Below are 18,922 nucleotides of genomic sequence, written 5' to 3' on the forward strand. Positions count from 1 at the left end.
GGCACGCACGCGTTGCCGGTCCGGGTGCTGACGGCATTTATTGTCGAACTACAGTCGCCCCACATCACGTGAATCCCCAACTGGAGGCGACATGAGGACAAGGCGACGAACCGCGGCGCTCGCGGCGACGCTGGCGTTCGCGGCGGCATGGATCGGCAATGCGCAAGCGACGGAAAAGCCGGAAGAGCTGGTCGTGCAGAAGATGCCGCCGTGGCATCCGCACGAGGTCTATATCGTCGACATCTCGATGCCGTCGATGACCGACGGGCGCATCTACGTGTACGACGCCGATGCGAAGAAGCTGCTCGGCCAGATCGACGGCGGCTTCGGCCCGGGCTTCGCGATTTCACCCGACCACAAGACGAGCTTCGTCGCGACGACCTACTTCTCGCGCGGCTCGCACGGCACGCGCACCGACGTCGTCGAGATGACGGACAACACGACGCTCGATCACGCGGGCGAGATCGTGATCCCGCCGAAGCACGGGCAGCATGTGCCGTCGCCGTACAACACCGCGTTCAGCACCGACGGCAAGCGGCTGTACGTCGCGAACATCACGCCGGCCGCATCGGTGACGGTGATCGACGCGGTCTCGAAGAAGGTGCTCTCCGAGATCGACACGGCCGCGTGCGTGCTCGCGTATCCGTCCGGGAATGACCGCTTCACCGCGCTGTGCGAAAGCGGCAAGGCGCTGACCGTCACGCTCGACGCGAACGGCAAGGAAACGAAGCGCACGATGTCGGATGCGTTCATCGACGTCGACAAGGATCCGGCGTTCGTGAATGCGTCGCGGTACCACGGCGACTATTTGTTCACGACGTATGGCGGCAACGTGCGCAGCGCGGATTTCAGCGGCGACAAACCGGCGTTCGGCAAGCCGTGGCCGCTGCTGACGGACGCCGAGCGCGCCGAAGGCTGGCGTCCGGGCGGCATGCAGCAGACGGCCGTGCAGGCGAAGCAGAACCGCTACTACGTGCTGATGCACAAGGGCGTCGACGGCTCGCACAAGGATCCCGGCACGCAGGTGTGGGTGTATGACCTGAAGTCGAAGCAGCGCGTCGCGCGCTGGGATCTCGCGCAACAGAAGGTCGATCCGCTCGTGTCGATCCAGGTCAGCGAGGACGACAAGCCGCTGTTGTACGGGCTGACGGCGACGTCCGACCTCGTCGTGATGGATGCGCGCACCGGCCGGCTGCAGAACATCGAGAAGCAGATCGGCAATACGTCGTCGCTGCTCGTCAACCCGTGAGGCCGCGATGACCCTCGATCCCGTACTCGCCACCAGTGCGCAGGCCGGCGCGGCCGTCGTCGTGCTGCTCGGCGCCTTCGCAAAGATGCGCCGGCCCGCGGCGTTTCGCCAGGCGCTCGCCGGCTACCGGCTGCTGCCCGATGCGCTGACCGCGCCCGTCGCGTTCGCGATTCCGCTCGCGGAAACCGTCGGCGCCGCGGCGCTGCTGTTTCCCGATACGCGCATGGCCGGCGCGCTCGGCCTGATCGCGTTGCTCCTGGCGTTCGCCGCCGGCATCGCGATCAACCTGCTGCGCGGCCACACCGACATCGACTGCGGCTGTTCCGGCTTCACGGCTGCGCGCACGGATGCGCCGCGCGGCATCGGCTGGCTGCATGTCGGCCGCGTGCTGCTGCTCGTCGCGCTGGCCGCGACCGCACTCGTCGAACCGGGCACCCGCGCGGTCGTGTGGTTCGACTACCTGACGCTGTTCTTCTCCGTGCTGCTGATCGTCTGCGCGCTGCTCACCGTCGACGTGCTGCTCGCCAACGTACCGCGCCTTTCCCACCTGAGGAATTCATGATGCAAACCGCTCTCACCGTTTCCACCGCCCTGCTGTGGGTGGCCGTCCTCGCGCTCGGCGCGATCTGTCTCGCGCTCGTGCGCCAGATCGGCATCCTGTACGAACGCATCATGCCGGCCGGCGCGTTGATGATCGACAAGGGGCCGGCGGTCGGCGCGATCGCGCCGATGTTCGAGCTGACCGACATTCGCGGCGCGCAGGTGAAGGTCGGCGGCATCGATGCGTCGGGCAAGGCGACGCTGCTGTTCTTCCTGTCGCCGACGTGCCCGGTCTGCAAGAAGCTGCTGCCGCTGTTGCCGTCGCTGCAGGCGAGCGAATCGACGCCGGTGAACATCGTGCTCGCGAGCGACGGCGATCTCGACGAGCACGCGCGCTTCGCGCGGAAGCACGACCTCGGGCGCTTCCCGTACGTGCTGTCGCAGGAGCTTGGCCTCGCCTACCAGATCGGCAAGCTGCCGTATGCCGTGCTGCTCGACGAAACCGGCACGGTGCGCGCGAAGGGGCTCGTCAACACGCGCGAGCATCTCGAGAGCCTGTTCGAGGCGAAGGAGCGCGGCGTCGCGTCGCTGCAGCAGTTCGTGCACGGCGATCACAGCCACGACGCCCACGCGCAGCACGCCTGACCGGCCGAACCCCTTTCAACGTCATGGGAGAACAACGACATGGGCCTGTTTGATTCATGGTTCGAGCGGTCGGCGCGCGGCGTCGCGCAGCACAGTTCGCGGCGCAGCGCGATGGCGAAGCTCGGCAAGGTGCTGGTGGGATCGGCGATGCTGCCGCTGCTGCCCGTCGATCGCACCGCGTATGCAGCCGACGCGGCGTCGGGCGCGGCTGCAGCGGGGGCGAGTGATGACCCGATGAGCTGCGACTACTGGAAATACTGCGCGATCGACGGCTGGCTCTGCAGCTGCTGCGGCGGCACGTCGAGCAGTTGCCCGCCGGGCACGACGCCTTCGCCGATCACGTGGATCGGCACCTGCCGCAATCCGCACGACGGGTCGGATTACATCGTGTCGTACAACGATTGCTGCGGCAAGACGTCGTGCGGCAAGTGCTTCTGCAATCGCAACGAGCGCGAGAAGCCGCTGTACAAGCTGTCGTTGAACAACGACATCAACTGGTGCATGGCGAACGGTAATTCGAATTACCACTGTTCGGTTTCGGTTCTGCTGGGAGCGGCAAAACAATGAAAGTGAAGCAAGCAGGAAGGGGCGTGGTCGCATGCGTGGCGACTGTCGCTGCCGTCGCGTTGCCGGGCATCGCCGGCGCGCAGCAGGCCGTGCATTACCCGGCCGGCAAGAGCCTGTTCGACGCGCAGTGCGCGGTGTGTCATCAGGCGGGCGGCAAGGGGCAGGACGGCCTCGCGCCGCCGCTCACTGAATATCCGGGCAAGTACGCTGCGGCCGACGCCGGACGCGCGCAACTGGTCGCGACGCTGCTGCACGGGATGTTCGGCGAGATCAAGGTGCGCGACAAGAGCTACAACTTCAAGATGCCGTCGTTTGCGAGCGCGAGCGACGACGACATCGCGCACGTGCTCAACTACGTCGTGTTCGACCTCAACGCGCAGCACGGTGACGCGAAGCCGTTCACGGCCGCCGAGATCCGCGCGGCGCGTGCGAAGGAGATGGACGGCACAGCGGTTCATGCGCAACGCGACGTGGTGATCAAGGGGCTGGGACTGTGAACGGCGCCCGTGCATCGCGCGTTGGCGAGCCGATGCGGGGCGCACGGCGCACGTCGAAGGCGGCCGCGCGGATCGGTTACCTGTCGCATCGCCTGTCGTCGTCGCTGCTGCTTGCCGTCGCAGCGGCATGCGTGGCCGCCACGCCGGCGCATGCCGACGGCGCGGCCGACGCAGCACTTGCGCGACAGAACTGGGTGCTCAACTGCATGGGCTGCCACACGGCGACGGGCGGCGGCATTCCCGGCAAGGTGCCACCGCTTGCAAACTCGCTCGGCTACTTCACGCATCTGCCGGCAGGGCGCGAGTACGTGATGCGCGTGCCCGGCGCGTCGAACTCGGCGCTGTCGGATCAGGATCTGGCGGACGTACTCAACTGGGTGCTCACGACGATGAACCGCGATGCGCTGCCGCGCGACTTCAAGCCCTATACCGCCGCCGAAGTCGCCGCACACCGCCGTCCCGCTTTTTCCGACGTCGCGACCGTGCGCGCCGGCCTCGTCCGCGCCTTGCAGGCGCGCGGGATCGACGGCGTCACGGAGCGCTACTGACCGACCCATTCGAGGAATCAAGAGCGGACATGGAGACGAACGGCACCTTGCCGTTCGCGATTCATCAACTCGTTCCGCGTATCGTAGCCGGCCCTCTGTGAGTCAATTGCCATTCGCTGCTCGACAACGCGATGCCGTTCGGCGGGATGAAGCAGTCGAGCTTCGGGCGTGAGCTCGGGCGCGCGGTGATCGACGAGTACACCGAAAGCGAAACACATCTGATTTCACTTCGATTTAAAGCGCTGACGTATTAATTAGAAAAACAATAATTGCGCCGCTGCCGCGCACGCCGAAATCGCTTGACCTGCAACGCATTTCTTATATCAGAGAACGATAATCGACCGTCCGTTCGGGCTCACTTCATACAAAAACCGGCTTTCATCGGACAATTATCATCCCGTGACAGGACGTTACGGCGTGTCGTTACGGATGTGTTCTTATTGGAACGTTACGTTTCGCGGCCCGATATTATCGGGTTCAGGAAAATGCGGACATTCGTATGACATTACGATCCGGAAGGGGCGGGTAAACAAGAATGCTTTTTAATGAATTCAGGATCGCAAACGTTTTACGTGAAGAAAATATGTAATACGGAATAATCGCCTTTCTAGAAAATAACGCGCCGTCAATAAATTCTCGTCAGGCATGCCTCTTGCTCCTTCAACGACCCATGTGCCGCATCACGCTAGACGCAGTCCGGTGAAAACGAAAGACAGACCGGCGTCATAGTTAGTACAAGTCAACCGGGGGTTGGGGAAAATGATTTCGAGTTCACGCCTGCGAACTGCGGGAGGGGCGCTGTTGTGCCTGTCGCTCTGCGCGACGGCCGGCGCCCAGGACACGATCGACCTGTCGCCGTCGGCAGCGCCCGTCGGACACCCCATCGCTCCGCCTTCGACGCTGCTGAACGCCGAACGCGTCATGGAACCGCCGCCGCCGGCCGCGAATCCGGGCGTGGTCGCGGCGAAGCCGGCCACCGGCGCTGTATCGCGCGCCATTACACCCGCACCCCGCAAGCCGCTTCCTGAAGATCGACTCGGAGGCACGGTCACCACCGACGCCGTGACACTCGCCGGCCGCGACTTCTTTACTTACTTCTCGCGCGCATGGACGGAGATTCCGTTGAGCGAGCGTTATGTGGTTGCCATTCACGAACGCCCGTCGGGGCGGTACGGCAGCCTGATCTGGGTCGAGTATCAGCAAAAGCGCGTGTTTCAGACCTTCCTGCCGATCGCGCGCTCCAATGTCCGCGGGGTGGCGGAGAGCGCCGCCAATCTGGCCTTTCAAACCGTCATTCAGGACGACCTGTCGAATCTGCTGTTCCCCGACGTCGACCTCGCGAAGGACGAGATTTAACCAAAAAATGTTGTGAAGGAACGAGGAGAGGACTGATATGAAAACCATGAAATTAGTTGTACTGATGGCGATGATGTCGGCGTCGACGTTCGCGTCGGCTTCAGCGCTCGTCTATACGCCGAACAATCCGAACTTCGGCGGCAATCCCGCCAATGGCCCGAACCTGCTGAACGAGGCCAATGCGCAGAACAAGCACACCGATCCGTCGCTGTCGTCGTCGCCGTCGACGTCCCAGTCGTCGCTGGATCAGTTCAACGCGCAATTGCAGCAGGCGATCCTGTCGCGCGTCGCCGGCTCGGTGACGAACTCGATCGTCGGGACCAACGGCGAACTCAAGCCGGGGACCATCAGCACCGGCAACTTCACGATCGTCGTGAGCCAGGCCGGCAACGGCAACCTTCAGGTGACGACGACGGACAAGACGACCGGGGCGACCTCGACGTTCATCGTAAGCAACGGCCAATAAATCGAAAAGCAACCGAGCAGACCATGAAAAAAATGATCGACATCGCGCGCGGCGCGACGGGGATGACGCGCGCCGCGTTGGGGGCGACGCTGGTGCTGTCGATGGTCGGATGCGTCACGCGTCCGATGCCGGCCGCGAGCAACGCGACGCTGACGCCGCCGACACGCACCACGCGCGACCTGACCCACCTGCCGCCGCCGAAAGGCAGGATCGTCGCCGCCGTGTACGGCTTTCGCGACCTGACGGGCCAGTACAAGGCATCGCCCGACAGCTCGTTCTCGTCGCAGGTCACGCAGGGCGGCGCGTCGTTCCTGGTCAAGGCGATGCGCGACTCCGGCTGGTTCACGCCGGTCGAGCGCGAGAACCTTCAGGATCTCCTGACCGAACGCAAGATCATGCGCGCGATCGACGGCGCGGACGCGAAGAAGGCGCAGAACGACGGGATGGCGCCGCTCATGCCCGCGAACATCGTGCTCGAAGGCGGGATCGTCGGCTACGACACGAACGTACGCACCGGCGGGGCCGGCGTCGCCTATCTCGGGATCAGCGGATCCGCCCAGTATCGGATCGATCAGGTCACGGTCAACCTGCGCGCGATCGATATCCGCACCGGCCAGGTGCTCAACAGCGTATCGACGACCAAGACGGTCTATTCGTATCAGGTCGATACGGGCGTCTATCGCTTCGTCGGTTTCAAGGACCTGCTGCAGGCGGAAGTCGGGATGACCCGCAACGAACCCGCGCAGATCTGCGTGAACGAAGCGATCGAGTCGGCGCTGACCCACCTGATCGTTCAGGGCGTCGAGAACCAGACGTGGGCGCTGAAGAACGACCAGGACTGGTACGACCCGACGATGCAGCGGTACCTGCAGGAGGACCGGCAGTACGCGCAGGACATGGAGGACGTCAATACGGCGTATGACCCGCAGAAGGTCGATCGTCAGGGCGCATCCAGTCATTAACCGGCATCAGGTCTCGGAGAAAACATGATGAATCGACAGCTCGATCGACGCGCACGCGCGGGTTTCGCGTGGCGGGTGCTGGCGGCCGTCTCGCTCGTCGCGGCGGCCCACGCCGCGGCCGGTGCGCCGGTGCCGCTCAATGACCTGGGGCCGCCGGAGCCTGCGTTCGACTACAGCGGCAACATCCTGACGCTCCAGCAAGTCGGCAGCGGCAATGCCGCATCGCTCGACCAGGCCGGCCGGAACGGGGCAGCAGTCTGGCAGACCGGCGACGGCAACACGATCACGTCCCGGCAGGTCGGCGCGCAGAACTGGGTGGGCGCGTCGCAGTCCGGCAGCGGCAACACGCTGAATGCCGCGCAACGCGGTAGCGGCAACACGTTGCGGGTGCAACAGAACGGCGCGGGCAATTCGGTCGACGCGACGCAGAACGGCACGTCGCTGTCGGCGCGCGTCACGCAGAACGGCAGCAACAACGCGGTGAACCTGGTGCAGGGCGGATCGAACACCGGGATCCAGGTGATTCAGTCGGGTAACGGGGCGCGCGCCACGGTGCTCACGCATTGATGCAGGTGTGAAGCGTTTTACAAGGTGGGGGCAACCTCAACTGGCGGGGGCGCCGGGGAAGGCCAGTCTTTTCCGGCAAATTTTCTTTCGAATCAGGAGCAAAAAATGACGGTGACCAAGTCTGCAATCGCAATGGCAGTGCTCGCGCTCGCATCGGCCGCGGCCCATGCCGATTCGTCGGGCAATACGGTGAACGTGAACCAGTTCGGCAGCTTCAATTCGGCGAGCGTCGATCAGACGGCGACGACCGGCGACAACGTGTCGATCACGCAATCGGCGGCCTCGACGTCGCTGTATCCGTTCAGCGCCAAGGTGACGACTCAGGGCGGGTCGGGCGATACGACGGTGATTTCGCAGTGGTCCAACTGGGCGCAACCGGCGTCGAGCGCAACGGTGGATCAGACGGGCACGTCGAACGAAAGGAACACCATCACGCAGGTCGGTGGCGGCAACTTCTCGGCGAAGGTGCTGGAGACGGTCTCGGCCTTCACGGGCGGCGCGCGATACGATACCAACATCATCAACCAGTACGACTGGGCGAACAGCGCGTCGATCTCGCAGCAGGGCGGTGGCTGGAACACGGTGACGATCAACCAGGGTTCGCCGAGCCGGTACGCGGCGCTCAACAACGCGACCGTGACGCAGGCCGATACTTACTCGAACAACGTCGGCATCACGCAGACGGGCGTGGGCGGCACGGCATCCGTCCAGACGAACTGGGGCGGCGGCAACACGACGTCGATCACGCAAACGGGCGGCTCGACCCATGCAGGCGTGACGCAGTTCGCGGAATACGGCGACAGTGTGACGACGCACCAGAACGGCGTCGAGACGGCCAATGTGACGTCGTCGTTCGGCGGCGGCAACGTGACGACGATCTCGCAGTCGGGTGGCGTGGCCGGCAACAACGCGACGGTGAATCAGTTCCTGTCGAACAACGATACGACGTCGATCACGCAAACCGCCGACAACAACAAGGCAACGGTGAACCAGGCGCTGGATTACGTCGATACCGCGACGATCAACCAGTCGGCCGCGTCGAACACGGCGACGATCACGCAACAGTTCGGCCACGGCAATACCGCGACCATCACGCAAACCGCCGCGAACAACCTCGCCACGATCTGGCAGAGCGGTTCGTCGAACTCGAAGGCTTCGATCGAGCAGGATTCGGCGAACAACCAGGCGAACGTGACCCAGACGGCGTCGAACTCGACGGTGTCGGCGCACCAGTCGGGGGATGTCGGCAACCTGGCCAACGCGACGCAGTTCGGCGCGGACGATACGCTGACGCTCTCGCAGTCGGGCGGTTCCAACGTCATCACCGCGGCGCAACTGTCCGGCACGGGCAACCAGGGCTACGTGACGCAGATCGGCTACAACAACAACGTCGCGCTGCAGCAGCAAGGCAACGCCAACTACGCGAACATCAGCCAGGTCGGCTTCGGCAACTCCGCAACGGTCAAGCAGCACTGAGCGTTGCCGTTGTGATCGGAAAGCCGGACGGTCGCCCGTTAGGCTTTTTTGTTTCATCCGCGAGCGGCGCATCGCGTTTCGTGCCGGCTCCGTCTCGTCCGACAGGAAACGATCATGGTTGGAATTCACGCTCTGAATGCCTATTTCGACATTGCCGCCAGCGCCGGCGGTGTGAACATCGTGCCGCATGTGCGCGCGGCCGCGTCGCTCGATCTGTCCTATAGCCTGCATGTGACGAAAGCCGGCGGCGCGGGTTCGGTCACGCTGACGCGTTCCGGCCAGTCGCGGCTCGCCGACGGTGAGGACAAGCCGCTGGGAACGCTGCAGCTGAGCGTCGGTCCGGATGACACCTGCCACGCGACGCTGGTCGTGCGCGTGAACGGTGAACAGGCGGAATACGCGGCGAACTGCAATCCGCATCGCGCATCGGACTGACCGATCGCGCGTTACGCGCGCACGAGCACGACGCCGACGATGAGGCAGGCCGCGCCGGCAATCCGGATCGGGCTGGCCGAATGCTGCTGGACGCCGAACAGGCCGAAATGATCGAACGCGAGTGCGCCGACCATCTGCCCGACGACGATCAGCGCGAGCGTCGTGGCCGCGCCGAGCCGCGGCACCATCAGGACGGCGACGCCGACGAATACGGCGCCGAAAAATCCGCCTGTCCAGCTGAACCACGAGCCCGGTGCCGGGAACGCCACGCTCACACGCGACGGCGGGGCGAGCATCGCGACGGTGAGCATCACGATCAGGCCGACGAGATAGCTCACCGATCCGGCCCACCAGGGCGAACCCAGTTGTGCGCGGAGGTTCGCGTTGAGCACCTGCTGCAACGCGACGCTGATGCCGGCGGCAACGACGAGCAGGTAGGACAGCAGGGGAGTCGCGGACATCGAATGCTCCAGAATGTCCGGGCCTTTGCGGCGCTTTCGTCCCGGAAGGCTTCCATTCTCGCGAGCGCCCCGGTATAAGACAAATATCGAATCAGACGCCTATCCATCTCGTTTCGGCATGCCATCCCTGCGGCAAATCCAGTACTTCCTGACCGTGGCCGATCTCGGCGGCTTCACGCCGGCCGCGGCCGCGCTTTATGTCGCGCAGTCGGCCCTCAGCCGGCAGATCGGTCAACTGGAAGACGAACTGGGGTTCCGGCTGTTCGAACGGGAACCGAGGGGCGTCCGGCTCACGCCGGCCGGGGCGGTCTACCGCGATCGCGTCGCGTCGGTGCCGACGATGCTGGTCGCGGCCGCCGACGAAGGCGCGCAACTGTCGCGCGGCGAAGCCGGCGTGCTGAGGCTGCTGCATTCCAGCACCATTCCCGTCAACAGCCTGATGGCGGATCTCGACCGCTTCATGCGCGATTGCCCGAACGCACGCATCGATCTCGACCGCGCGTCGTCGGAGGACCAGGTGTCGGAAGTCGCGAACGGCCACGCCGATATCGGTATCGTGCGCTTGCCGGTGTTGCGGCGCGATGCGCGTGTGCGCTTCGTCGAACTCGCGGCCGAGCGGCTGTGCGTCGCGTTGCCGATCGACCATCGGCTCGCCGCGCGAAGGCGCACGACTGTCGCGCAGCTGAAACGGGAGCCGTTCGTATCGGCCGTGCATCGCGAGCGCGGCGGCCTGGCGCGCGTCGTGATCGATCTCTGCCTGAAGCGCGGGTTCGTGCCGACCGCGGCAAGGATCGTTTCGCCGAAGACGTCGATGCTCAATCTCGTCGCGGCCGGGCGCGGCATTGCGATCGTGCCGGAGCGGATGGCAAGCCTCGGTGTCGACGGTGTCGTGTTCGTGCCGCTTTCGGACGACGATGCGCGGTCGATGTGCGCGCTGGTGTTGCCGGTCGAGCCGACGGTGCTGGCGGAGGCGTTTGTGCGGGTCGTGATGGCGGGGTGTGGTGAGGGTTGACGGCTCGAGCGCCGGGTGCCAGCGGCGCGTCGCGACTGCGGATTCAATCCGCCGTGACCTCTACGGCGGAACGTGCAGCCGCGACAATCGAACGCTTACCCTTCCGAACCAGGCGTCGCGGAGGGTGCGATGTGACCCTGGCGCAGAAGCTCGCTGGCTCGATCGGCGCCCACCGCTTCGCTGAAACGGAAACCTTGCGCGCTCGTAGCCCGGTTCGTCGCCGCCAGCAGCGCACGCTGTTGCTCGGTCTCCACGCCTTGGGCAATGACTCCGATCCCGAGACTGTGCGCCAGGGTGACGATGGCACGTATCGTCGCCGCGCTCTCCGGGTCGCGGGTAGATCGGTGGATGAGGGATCGCGCGATCTTGAGATGATTCACGCGATAAGCCTTCACATACTCGAATGACGCGTAACTGCTGCCAAAATCATCAATGGCAATCTTTGCGCCGAGCTCATGCAGCTGCGGGAGGATGTCGCTTCGTGCCCACGACAGCCGGGCAAGCGTCGCCTCGGTCACGTCGAATTCCAGGTCCGACGGGGCGAGACGCCACTTCGCGACCGCTTCCGCGACATCGCGCACGAACGTTTGCGCACCCGTGAGCTCGAACTGAGTCAGGTTGATCGCGATCATCAACGGGGCCACCCCCTCGTCGCGCCATGCTCTCATTTGTCGGCACGCCTGATCCAGCACCCAGCGCCCGAGCGCTGCCATGGTGCCGTCCCGCTCGGCGATCGGGATGAACACCCCGGGGGCAATGAGGCCCCGCGTCGGATGATGCCAGCGCGCCAGCGCCTCCATCCCCAGAATGTTTCCGGAGGACAACTCGACCTCGGGTTGGTAACGGAGTTCGAACTCGCCGCGATCGATCGCGCCGCTCAGTTCGTCGGCGAGTGCAACACGATCGCGCGCCGCCTGGTCGAGTTCGTCGGAATGAAAGTGATACCGGTTGCCGCCCTTGTGCTTCGCACGGCGCAGCGCCAAGTCGGTCTGCATCAGCATGACGTCTGCACCACGGTCGCCCGGGACATACGCACGAATGCCGATACTCGCCGAGATACGCACGTCGTTGCCATCGAGCAGACAGGGCGCCGCCAGCGCCGCCTGAAGCTTCGCCGCCAGCGCTGCGGCGTTGGCCGGCTCGATCATCTCGCCCTGCAGCACGGCAAACGTATCGCCGCTCAACCGTGCGACCAGGTCGCTTTCTTGAGCGGCATGCCTGAGACGTTCAGCCACTTCCCGAAGCAACAGGTCGCCGACCGGGTGACCCAGTCTGTCGTTGATCAGCGTGAAGTCGTCGAGCGCGACAAAGAGGATCGCAAATGGCATCGCGCCATGTTGGGCTGCAGCGAAAGCCTGGCGCACCTGCGCGATGAAGCTGGCGCGATTCGCCAATCCCGTGAGCGCATCCGTGCCGGCAAGCCGTGCGACTTTTTCCTCCGCCGCCTTGCGCCCGGTGATGTCGATGATGATCCCTTCGACTTCGATCAGCCGTCCGTCGTTGTCGCGGACCGGCACATAGCGATTCTCGACCCAACGGCAAGCGCCGTCGCCCGTGCGCAAGCGGAACTCGATCGACACGCCTTCGGCGTCCGTTTCCAGTATTCGCGCCAGTGCTGCATCGACTTTCGCCTGGTCTTCCGGCGCGACAAGTTCGTTGGCCCAGAATGGCGACGCGAGCAACGCAGCGCGGTCGTGGCCGAACGTGGCGATGTCATGCGAGATGTAGATGAGCGGAAACGACGGCACGCCACGCAAGCGGTAAAGGACGACCGGACTGTTCCGGACGATGATGTTGGCCTCAGCCAGCGCATGGATTCTTTCCTCGACGAGCGCTTCCAGGTCGCTCGGCTTGACGACCGCTTCTTTCGTCATCTGCCATTTCGCGGTCAGCACGCTGGCCGCCTGACGGACCTCGATGTTGTTCAATGGCTTCTTGAGAACGAGCAGCCGGTCGTCTGCGCCCAGATGCCGGACCAGGGTGCCCCAAGGGGGATCGGAAGGCAGGCTGCACAGGGCAACCTGCAACGTCGGGTCCACTTGCCAGAGTCGCTCGATGGTCTGAACGCAGTTCCAGCCGTGCAGCATGTGCGTGTCGACAAAGGCCATCGCATAGGGCTTGTTCTCCGCCAGCGCTTGCACGACCCGCTCCAGCGCTTCCCGGCCCTGATAGGCGGAATCGATTTGAAACGCCGCGCGATCGGATGGAGCCTCGTCGAAAAAAGGCGCGTCGGTTGTGGCCGGCGCAGTTTCGCTGTCCAGCGGGCGAGCGAGAATCTTGCGGAAATTCTGGTGAGTCGCAGCCTTGTCGTCGATCACGAGGACGCGACGATTGACCGGATCGCCCTGCGCGTTTCCGTGAGGCGCTTCACTGTGCCAGTGGTGGGGCCAGGGCAACGATCTCGCCCTGGCAGGTGTCGTCGCGCTGTGTTTGCCGGCGCGTACACCCCAGGGCAGCCAGTGCGATTTCATGTCGAACCCGGCGTGAGGCGAGGACCGCGCGCCCCCTTGCCCGTGGTGAAGCCTGGATTGAAATCGCATGCCAGATTCTCCCCCGCAATCCCGCTAACGGCTGTCGCTGCAACGAACCGATCTCGGGTGCCTTGCCAACAAAAAGTGCACCGAACACGTATAGGGGCGCATCGATCCTGCCCATCGCACGCGTATCGAACCAGCCGTCGGTGCGAGGTTGGTCGAATACGCGATGGTGACGGGGTAGGCCGCGAATAATCGATTGCTTAGGACAGTTTGACGATTCCGTTCGCTCCACGCGTGAAGCGATGTGGGTTCAATGCGTCAATGTCGACTTGCCGACGTACCCCGTGTAGCGGGCTGCTCATGTTTTGCGATCAAGCTCCGCCCTGAAGACTGGCCCAATTTCATCAGACGATCGAAGTATAGGCGCGCGCATCGAACTAACAAACCCGGTTGACCGGGAATCGCATTCGCGCTTGACGGCGAATCGAGGGTCGGACGCGGCATGGTCGGTTGCGGGGCAGGTTGCGCCCACTCGGATCAGCCGCGCGCCGACATTCGAGACCGTCAATTGCGTCGGCCAACGGGTTAGCCGAATTTGACGAGATCAAGCACCGGCAACGGACCGCCCGGGATTTGCACCAGTTGCCCGCCGCCTACGAGCAAACCCAGGTCGATGCCGAAGAAGCCGAGCCGCGCGATCAGTCGGCTCACAGCCGATTTCGCCTGCGCGTCGTCTCCCGCGAAGAACAACACGCGGTGTCCGCCCTCGGCCTGCGGATCGTCGGAAAGGAAGTGCGCCGGGAGGTGATTGAACGCCTTCACGACGCGTGCGCCCGGCACGAGATCCGCGAATACTTCGCTCGATGTTCGGCCATGCAACTCGGCGGGTTCGAACGTCGGCGCCTCGATCGGGTTGTTCGCGTCGATCACGATGCGTCCGCCGAAGTCCGGCAACCCGGCGAGGGCGGACGGCAGCTTCGCCCAGTTCACGGCGACGAGGACGATGTCCTGCGCGGCCGCTTGTTCGCGCGTGCCCGGCGTAATTGAGGGACCGAGTTCGCGTGCGAGATTCGCGAGCGATTCCGGGCCTCGGCTGTTCGAGATGATGGCTTCGACGCCTTTGCGCGCCAGCGCTTTCGCGAACGCGGACCCGATGGCGCCTGCTCCGATGATACCGATGGTGCTCATGACGATGCTCCTGGTGAAGAGGGATGAATCAAGTGGCAGCCGATGCCGGTGTCGGCGAGGAGAGAAACCGGTGAAGTTCGCTCCCCAAGGCTGGTTGAGCGAATGTTGCCGCCTTTATTGCTTGATAATTAGCGGGTAATTGTTTGAATTATTTTCAATCAATGCTTTAAGATCGATGCATGGAAACACTCGCCAACCTCGAATCGTTCGTGCGCAGCGCTGAAACGGGCAGCTTCTCCGCGGCCGCGCGGCGTCTTGCGCTGACGCCCGCCGCGGTCAGCCGCAACGTTGCGCTGCTGGAACGCAATCTCGGCGTGCGGTTGTTCCAGCGCTCGACGCGCAAGCTCACGCTGACCGAGGCGGGCGCGCGCTTTCTCGTGGAAATTGGCGGCAATCTGGACGCGCTCCAGGCAGCGATCGCGTCCGTGTCGACCGATCGCAGCGAGCCGGCCGGCGTGCTGAAAGTCAGCATGGCGCCGACGTTCGGCATGACGTACGTCATGCCGCTGCTGCCGGCGTTCCTCGCTCGCTATCCGATGGTTCGCCCAGACTGGTACTTCGAGAACCGACCGGTCGACCTGATTGCCGAGGGATACGATGCGGCGCTGGGTGGGGGATTCGATCTCGCACCGGGCGTCGTGTCTCGTCCATTGGCGCCTGCGCATCTCGTGGCGGTTGCGTCGCCGGCCTACATGGCCGGCCGCACGCCGCCGACCGATCCTGGTGACCTTGCGGAACTCGGCGGCATCGTGATGCGCTCGAGCCGCACCGGCCGCGTGCGGCAACGGACGATGCGCGACGCAGCAGGCGGCGAAATGCCTGCGCTGCTCGGCGAGACCATCGTCGTCAACGACCCGGCGGCCATGCGTGAAGCAGCCATTCTCGGGCTGGGCATTGCGCTTCTGTCCGTGTCGGACGTGCTGTCGTCAATCGAACGGGGGGAACTCGTGCGATTGCTTCCGCACTGGTACGTGGACGCCGGGGCGATCTCGATCTATTACGCGACGCGAGCGCTTCTGCCGACGAAAACACGCGTGTTTGTCGACTTCGTTGTCGAAGCGTTCGAGCGTGAGCGGCTGGCCGAAAGGTTTGCAGGCGGCGCCGCATGAGTCGAATGTCGGCACATCGATTGAAGCGCACCCCCGACACCCGCGTCCCGACCGTCTGAAAGATCCACGACGCACCCGGACAATCGCGTTTTCGCCAAAACCCGTCCCAAACCCCCACCCGCCAAGCCTCTCCCAAACCCTAGTGGTTTCCACGCATAGTCGCAAATAGTCAAGAACAGGTCGCCACGGGTCTTCTCGCGGCGAATATGGCTCGTTACTTTTACTCCCACGATGCAGGCCGGCGCACACCCCGTGCAACGGCCGCGCACCAGTCCAACCGGGAGGAACCATGAAGTCGACGAAGATCGCCGCGCTTGTCGCGGCCGTGCTGGCGACAGGCGCGTTCACGAATGCGGCGCTTGCCGAAACGGAAGCCGCGACCTGCCGCACCGTGCGTTTCGCGGATATCGGCTGGACCGACATCACGTCGACCACGGCGCTCGCGTCGACCGTGTTCGAGGCGCTCGGCTACAAGCCGACGACGACGATCGCGTCGGTGCCGATCTCGTTCGCCGGCCTGAAGAGCAAGCAGCTCGACGTGTCGCTCGGTTACTGGTGGCCCGTGCAGCAGAAACAACTCCAGCCGTTCCTCGACAGCAAGTCGATCAACGTCGTCGACACGCCGAACCTGTCGGGCGCGAAGGCGACGCTCGCCGTGCCGAGCTACGAATACCAGGCCGGCCTGAAGACCTTCGACGACATCGCGAAACACCGCGCGGAACTCGACGGCAAGATCTACGGGATCGAGCCGGGCAGCAGCGCGAACGCGACGATCCAGAAGATGATCGACACGAACCAGTACGGGCTCGGCGGCTTCAAGCTCGTCGAATCGAGCGAGGCCGGGATGCTGGTGACGGTCGAGCGCGCGGTCCGCGAGAAGAAGTGGGTCGTGTTTCTGGGCTGGGAGCCGCACCCGATGAACATCCAGCTCAGCATGAACTACCTGTCCGGCGGCGACGCGTCGTTCGGGCCGAACTACGGCGAAGCGCGCGTGTACACGCTCACCGCGCCCGACTTCATCGCACGCTGCCCGAATGCCGGCAAGCTCGTCACGAACCTGCGCTTCTCGACGCAGCTCGAGAACCAGCTGATGCAGTCGGTGATGAGCAAGACGAAGCCGGCCGACGCGGCGAAGGCCTACCTGAAGAAGAACCCGCAGGTGCTCGATCCGTGGCTCGCGGGCGTGAAGACGTTCGACGGCAAGGATGGCCTGCCGGCCGTGAAGGCATATCTCGGCCTGTAATGGCTTGCGCGCCGCACGACGCGCGCACGGGCGAAACATAAGCAATGCGAAACAACAAGGATCAAGCGAGGCAAACAGCATGAATCACGAAGTCATCATTACCTGCGCCGTCACCGGCGCGGGCGATACGGTCGGCAAGCATCCGGCGATTCCGGTCACGCCGAAGGAGATCGCGGCCGCCGCGATCGAGGCCGCGAAGGCCGGTGCGACCGTCGCGCATTGCCATGTGCGCGATCCGCAGACGGGGCGCGGCAGCCGCGACCCGAACCTGTACCGCGAAGTGGTCGACCGCATCCGCTCGGCCGACGTCGACGTGATCATCAACCTGACGGCCGGCATGGGCGGCGATCTCGAGATCGGCCCGGGTGAAGACCCGATGCGCTTCGGCAAGGGCACCGATCTCGTCGGCGGCCTCACGCGCCTCGCGCACGTCGAGGAACTGCTGCCGGAGATCTGCACGCTCGACTGCGGCACGCTGAATTTCGGCGACGGCGACTACATCTACGTGTCGACGCCCGCGCAATTGCGCGCCGGCGCGAAGCGCATCCAGGAACTCGGCGTGAAGCCGGAACTGGAGATCTTCGACACCGGCCATCTGTGGTTCGCGAAGCAGTTGCTGAAGGAAGGGCTGCTCGACGATCCGCCGCTGTTCCAGCTCTGCCTCGGCATTCCGTGGGGCGCGCCGGCCGATACGGGCACGATGAAGGCGATGGTCGACAACCTGCCGCCGGGCGCGCACTGGGCCGGTTTCGGGATCGGCCGCATGCAGATGCCGATGGTCGCGCAGGCGATGCTGCTCGGCGGCCACGTGCGCGTCGGCCTCGAAGACAACATCTGGCTCGATCGCGGCGTGCATGCGACCAACGGCACGCTCGTCGAGCGCGCTCGCGAGATCATCGAACGGCTCGGCGCCCGCGTGCTGACGCCGGCCGAAGGCCGCCGCAAGCTCGGCTTGCCGGCACGCGGCGAGCGGGCGCTCGAACGCCGCGCGATCGCCGAGTTCGCGTGAGTTTTTTCGCTGACCGATACGACCGGGCGACGCGCACGAGCGCGGCCGCCCACCGATTTCCCCTGATTTGAAGGATGCGTTGACATGGCTGTGAAGACCGACATCAAGACGTTCGCCGCCATCGGCACTGGCGTGATCGGCAGCGGGTGGATCTCCCGCGCGCTCGCGCACGGTCTCGACGTGGTCGTGTGGGACCCCGCGCCGGGCGCGGAAGAGCGGCTGCGTGCAAACGTCGCGAACGCGTGGCCCGCGCTGGAGCGCGTCGGCCTCGCGCCGGGCGCCGATCCCGCGCGGCTGCGTTTCGTGGCGACGATCGAAGCGTGCGTCGCCGATGCCGATTTCATCCAGGAAAGCGCGCCCGAGCGCGAGGCATTGAAGCTCGAACTGCACGAGCAGATCAGCCGCGCGGCGAAGCCCGACGCGATCATCGCGTCGTCGACGTCGGGGCTGCTGCCGACGGATTTCTATGCACGTGCGACGCATCCGGAGCGTTGCGTCGTCGGCCATCCGTTCAATCCGGTCTACCTGCTGCCGCTCGTCGAGGTGCTCGGCGGCGAGCATACGTCGCCGGAAGCGGTCGAAGCCGCGATGGAGATCTATCGCAAGCTCGGCATGCGGCCGCTGCACGTGCGCAAGGAGGTGCCGGGCTTCATCGCGGACCGGCTGCTCGAAGCGCTGTGGCGCGAGGCGCTGCATCTGGTCAACGAAGGCGTCGCGACGACCGGCGAGATCGACGATGCGATCCGCTTCGGCGCGGGCATCCGCTGGTCGTTCATGGGCACGTTCCTGACCTACACGCTGGCCGGCGGCGACGCGGGCATGCGACACTTCATGCAGCAGTTCGGCCCCGCGCTCGAACTGCCGTGGACGAAGCTGGTCGCGCCGACGCTAACCGACGCACTGATCGACAGCGTCGTCGACGGCACGACCGAACAGCAGGGCACGCGCAGCATCAAGGAACTCGAACGCTATCGCGACGAGTGCATCACCGAGGTGCTGAAGTCGATCGCCGCGGTGAAGGCGCGGCACGGGATGCGATTCGAGGATTAGGGTCTGTTTACATATGGAACGCACATGCGAATGCCCGAAATCGCTCGTAGGGCAAGGAGTGAGGA

The 18,922-nt window shown here is 64.7% G+C and carries 20 protein-coding genes and 1 pseudogene; 18 read left to right on the forward strand and 3 right to left on the reverse strand.

Annotated elements, in window-relative coordinates:
- The first annotated feature begins 91 nt into the window (after positions 1–91).
- The 13 genes and pseudogenes from H3H55_RS20050 (at position 92) to csgH (ending at position 9,308) form a co-directional block, all read left to right on the forward strand.
- Positions 92–1,249 (forward strand): amine dehydrogenase large subunit, encoded by a 1,158-nt coding sequence (locus H3H55_RS20050; protein WP_193099907.1) that lies wholly within the window; start codon positions 92–94, stop codon positions 1,247–1,249.
- A 7-nt stretch (positions 1,250–1,256) separates the two neighbouring features.
- Positions 1,257–1,811: a MauE/DoxX family redox-associated membrane protein gene (locus H3H55_RS20055; protein WP_193099908.1), complete on the forward strand. Its 555-nt coding sequence runs from the start codon at positions 1,257–1,259 to the stop codon at positions 1,809–1,811.
- Positions 1,808–2,434, forward strand: coding sequence for a methylamine dehydrogenase accessory protein MauD (gene mauD / locus H3H55_RS20060; protein ID WP_193099909.1), 627 nt, complete (start codon positions 1,808–1,810; stop codon positions 2,432–2,434). Before H3H55_RS20055 ends, mauD begins: the two co-directional genes overlap by 4 nt.
- Before the next feature lie 39 nt (positions 2,435–2,473).
- Entirely contained in the window at positions 2,474–3,001 is a 528-nt protein-coding gene (locus tag H3H55_RS20065) for a methylamine dehydrogenase light chain (protein ID WP_193099910.1), read from the forward strand.
- The gene (locus tag H3H55_RS20070) at positions 2,998–3,498 is read left to right on the forward strand and encodes a c-type cytochrome (RefSeq protein WP_193099911.1); all 501 of its coding nucleotides are present in this window, start codon (positions 2,998–3,000) and stop codon (positions 3,496–3,498) included. The genes H3H55_RS20065 and H3H55_RS20070 overlap by 4 nt, the downstream gene beginning before the upstream one ends.
- A 32-nt stretch (positions 3,499–3,530) precedes the next feature.
- Entirely contained in the window at positions 3,531–4,046 is a 516-nt protein-coding gene (locus tag H3H55_RS20075; protein ID WP_193099912.1) for a c-type cytochrome, read from the forward strand.
- A gap of 56 nt (positions 4,047–4,102) precedes the next feature.
- Positions 4,103–4,300: pseudogene (locus tag H3H55_RS20080) on the forward strand (aldehyde dehydrogenase family protein); the annotation flags it as partial.
- A gap of 547 nt (positions 4,301–4,847) precedes the next feature.
- Positions 4,848–5,402: a CsgE family curli-type amyloid fiber assembly protein gene (locus H3H55_RS20085; RefSeq protein ID WP_193099913.1), complete on the forward strand. Its 555-nt coding sequence runs from the start codon at positions 4,848–4,850 to the stop codon at positions 5,400–5,402.
- A 46-nt stretch (positions 5,403–5,448) separates the two neighbouring features.
- Positions 5,449–5,868 carry a curli assembly protein CsgF gene (locus H3H55_RS20090; RefSeq protein WP_226800318.1) on the forward strand — a complete coding sequence of 140 codons (420 nt, stop codon included), beginning with the start codon at positions 5,449–5,451 and terminating at the stop codon, positions 5,866–5,868.
- 23 nt (positions 5,869–5,891) lie between these two features.
- The gene (locus H3H55_RS20095; RefSeq protein WP_226800320.1) at positions 5,892–6,830 is read left to right on the forward strand and encodes a CsgG/HfaB family protein; all 939 of its coding nucleotides are present in this window, start codon (positions 5,892–5,894) and stop codon (positions 6,828–6,830) included.
- Positions 6,831–6,854: 24 nt separating this feature from the next.
- Positions 6,855–7,397 (forward strand): hypothetical protein, encoded by a 543-nt coding sequence (locus H3H55_RS20100; RefSeq protein WP_193099914.1) that lies wholly within the window; start codon positions 6,855–6,857, stop codon positions 7,395–7,397.
- 105 nt (positions 7,398–7,502) lie between these two features.
- A complete protein-coding gene (locus H3H55_RS20105; RefSeq protein ID WP_193102075.1) occupies positions 7,503–8,873 on the forward strand; it encodes a beta strand repeat-containing protein in 1,371 nt (456 codons plus the stop codon).
- Between the two features lie 114 nt (positions 8,874–8,987).
- Positions 8,988–9,308: a curli-like amyloid fiber formation chaperone CsgH gene (gene csgH / locus H3H55_RS20110; RefSeq protein WP_193099915.1), complete on the forward strand. Its 321-nt coding sequence runs from the start codon at positions 8,988–8,990 to the stop codon at positions 9,306–9,308.
- Between the two features lie 11 nt (positions 9,309–9,319).
- Here the strand turns inward: csgH and H3H55_RS20115 are convergent, their stop codons facing one another.
- Positions 9,320–9,769 (reverse strand): DMT family transporter, encoded by a 450-nt coding sequence (locus H3H55_RS20115; RefSeq protein ID WP_193099916.1) that lies wholly within the window; start codon positions 9,767–9,769, stop codon positions 9,320–9,322.
- Positions 9,770–9,887: 118 nt separating this feature from the next.
- On the opposite strand from H3H55_RS20115, the gene H3H55_RS20120 reads away from it, so the two are divergent.
- Positions 9,888–10,781, forward strand: coding sequence for a LysR family transcriptional regulator (locus H3H55_RS20120; protein ID WP_193099917.1), 894 nt, complete (start codon positions 9,888–9,890; stop codon positions 10,779–10,781).
- 95 nt (positions 10,782–10,876) lie between these two features.
- Here the strand turns inward: H3H55_RS20120 and H3H55_RS20125 are convergent, their stop codons facing one another.
- Together H3H55_RS20125 and H3H55_RS20130 are read right to left on the reverse strand one after the other, a co-directional pair.
- The gene (locus tag H3H55_RS20125) at positions 10,877–13,252 is read right to left on the reverse strand and encodes a GGDEF domain-containing phosphodiesterase (RefSeq protein ID WP_226800322.1); all 2,376 of its coding nucleotides are present in this window, start codon (positions 13,250–13,252) and stop codon (positions 10,877–10,879) included.
- Between the two features lie 591 nt (positions 13,253–13,843).
- Complete coding sequence (locus H3H55_RS20130; RefSeq protein WP_193099919.1) at positions 13,844–14,446, reverse strand: NADPH-dependent F420 reductase; 603 nt, start codon at positions 14,444–14,446, stop codon at positions 13,844–13,846.
- A 179-nt stretch (positions 14,447–14,625) separates the two neighbouring features.
- Here H3H55_RS20130 and H3H55_RS20135 point away from each other — a divergent pair, with 179 nt between their 5' ends.
- From H3H55_RS20135 to H3H55_RS20150, 4 genes are all read left to right on the forward strand, one after another.
- Positions 14,626–15,555 (forward strand): LysR family transcriptional regulator, encoded by a 930-nt coding sequence (locus tag H3H55_RS20135; protein WP_193099920.1) that lies wholly within the window; start codon positions 14,626–14,628, stop codon positions 15,553–15,555.
- Positions 15,556–15,844: 289 nt separating this feature from the next.
- A complete protein-coding gene (locus H3H55_RS20140; protein ID WP_193099921.1) occupies positions 15,845–16,798 on the forward strand; it encodes a choline ABC transporter substrate-binding protein in 954 nt (317 codons plus the stop codon).
- Between the two features lie 79 nt (positions 16,799–16,877).
- On the forward strand, positions 16,878–17,807 hold the full coding sequence (locus tag H3H55_RS20145) for a 3-keto-5-aminohexanoate cleavage protein (protein ID WP_129515605.1): 930 nt from the start codon (positions 16,878–16,880) through the stop codon (positions 17,805–17,807).
- An 84-nt stretch (positions 17,808–17,891) separates the two neighbouring features.
- Positions 17,892–18,857 (forward strand): L-carnitine dehydrogenase, encoded by a 966-nt coding sequence (locus tag H3H55_RS20150; RefSeq protein WP_129515604.1) that lies wholly within the window; start codon positions 17,892–17,894, stop codon positions 18,855–18,857.
- Positions 18,858–18,922: the final 65 nt, after the last annotated feature.

This window comes from Burkholderia sp. Z1 (assembly GCF_014893795.1).
Lineage (GTDB): Bacteria > Pseudomonadota > Gammaproteobacteria > Burkholderiales > Burkholderiaceae > Burkholderia > Burkholderia theae.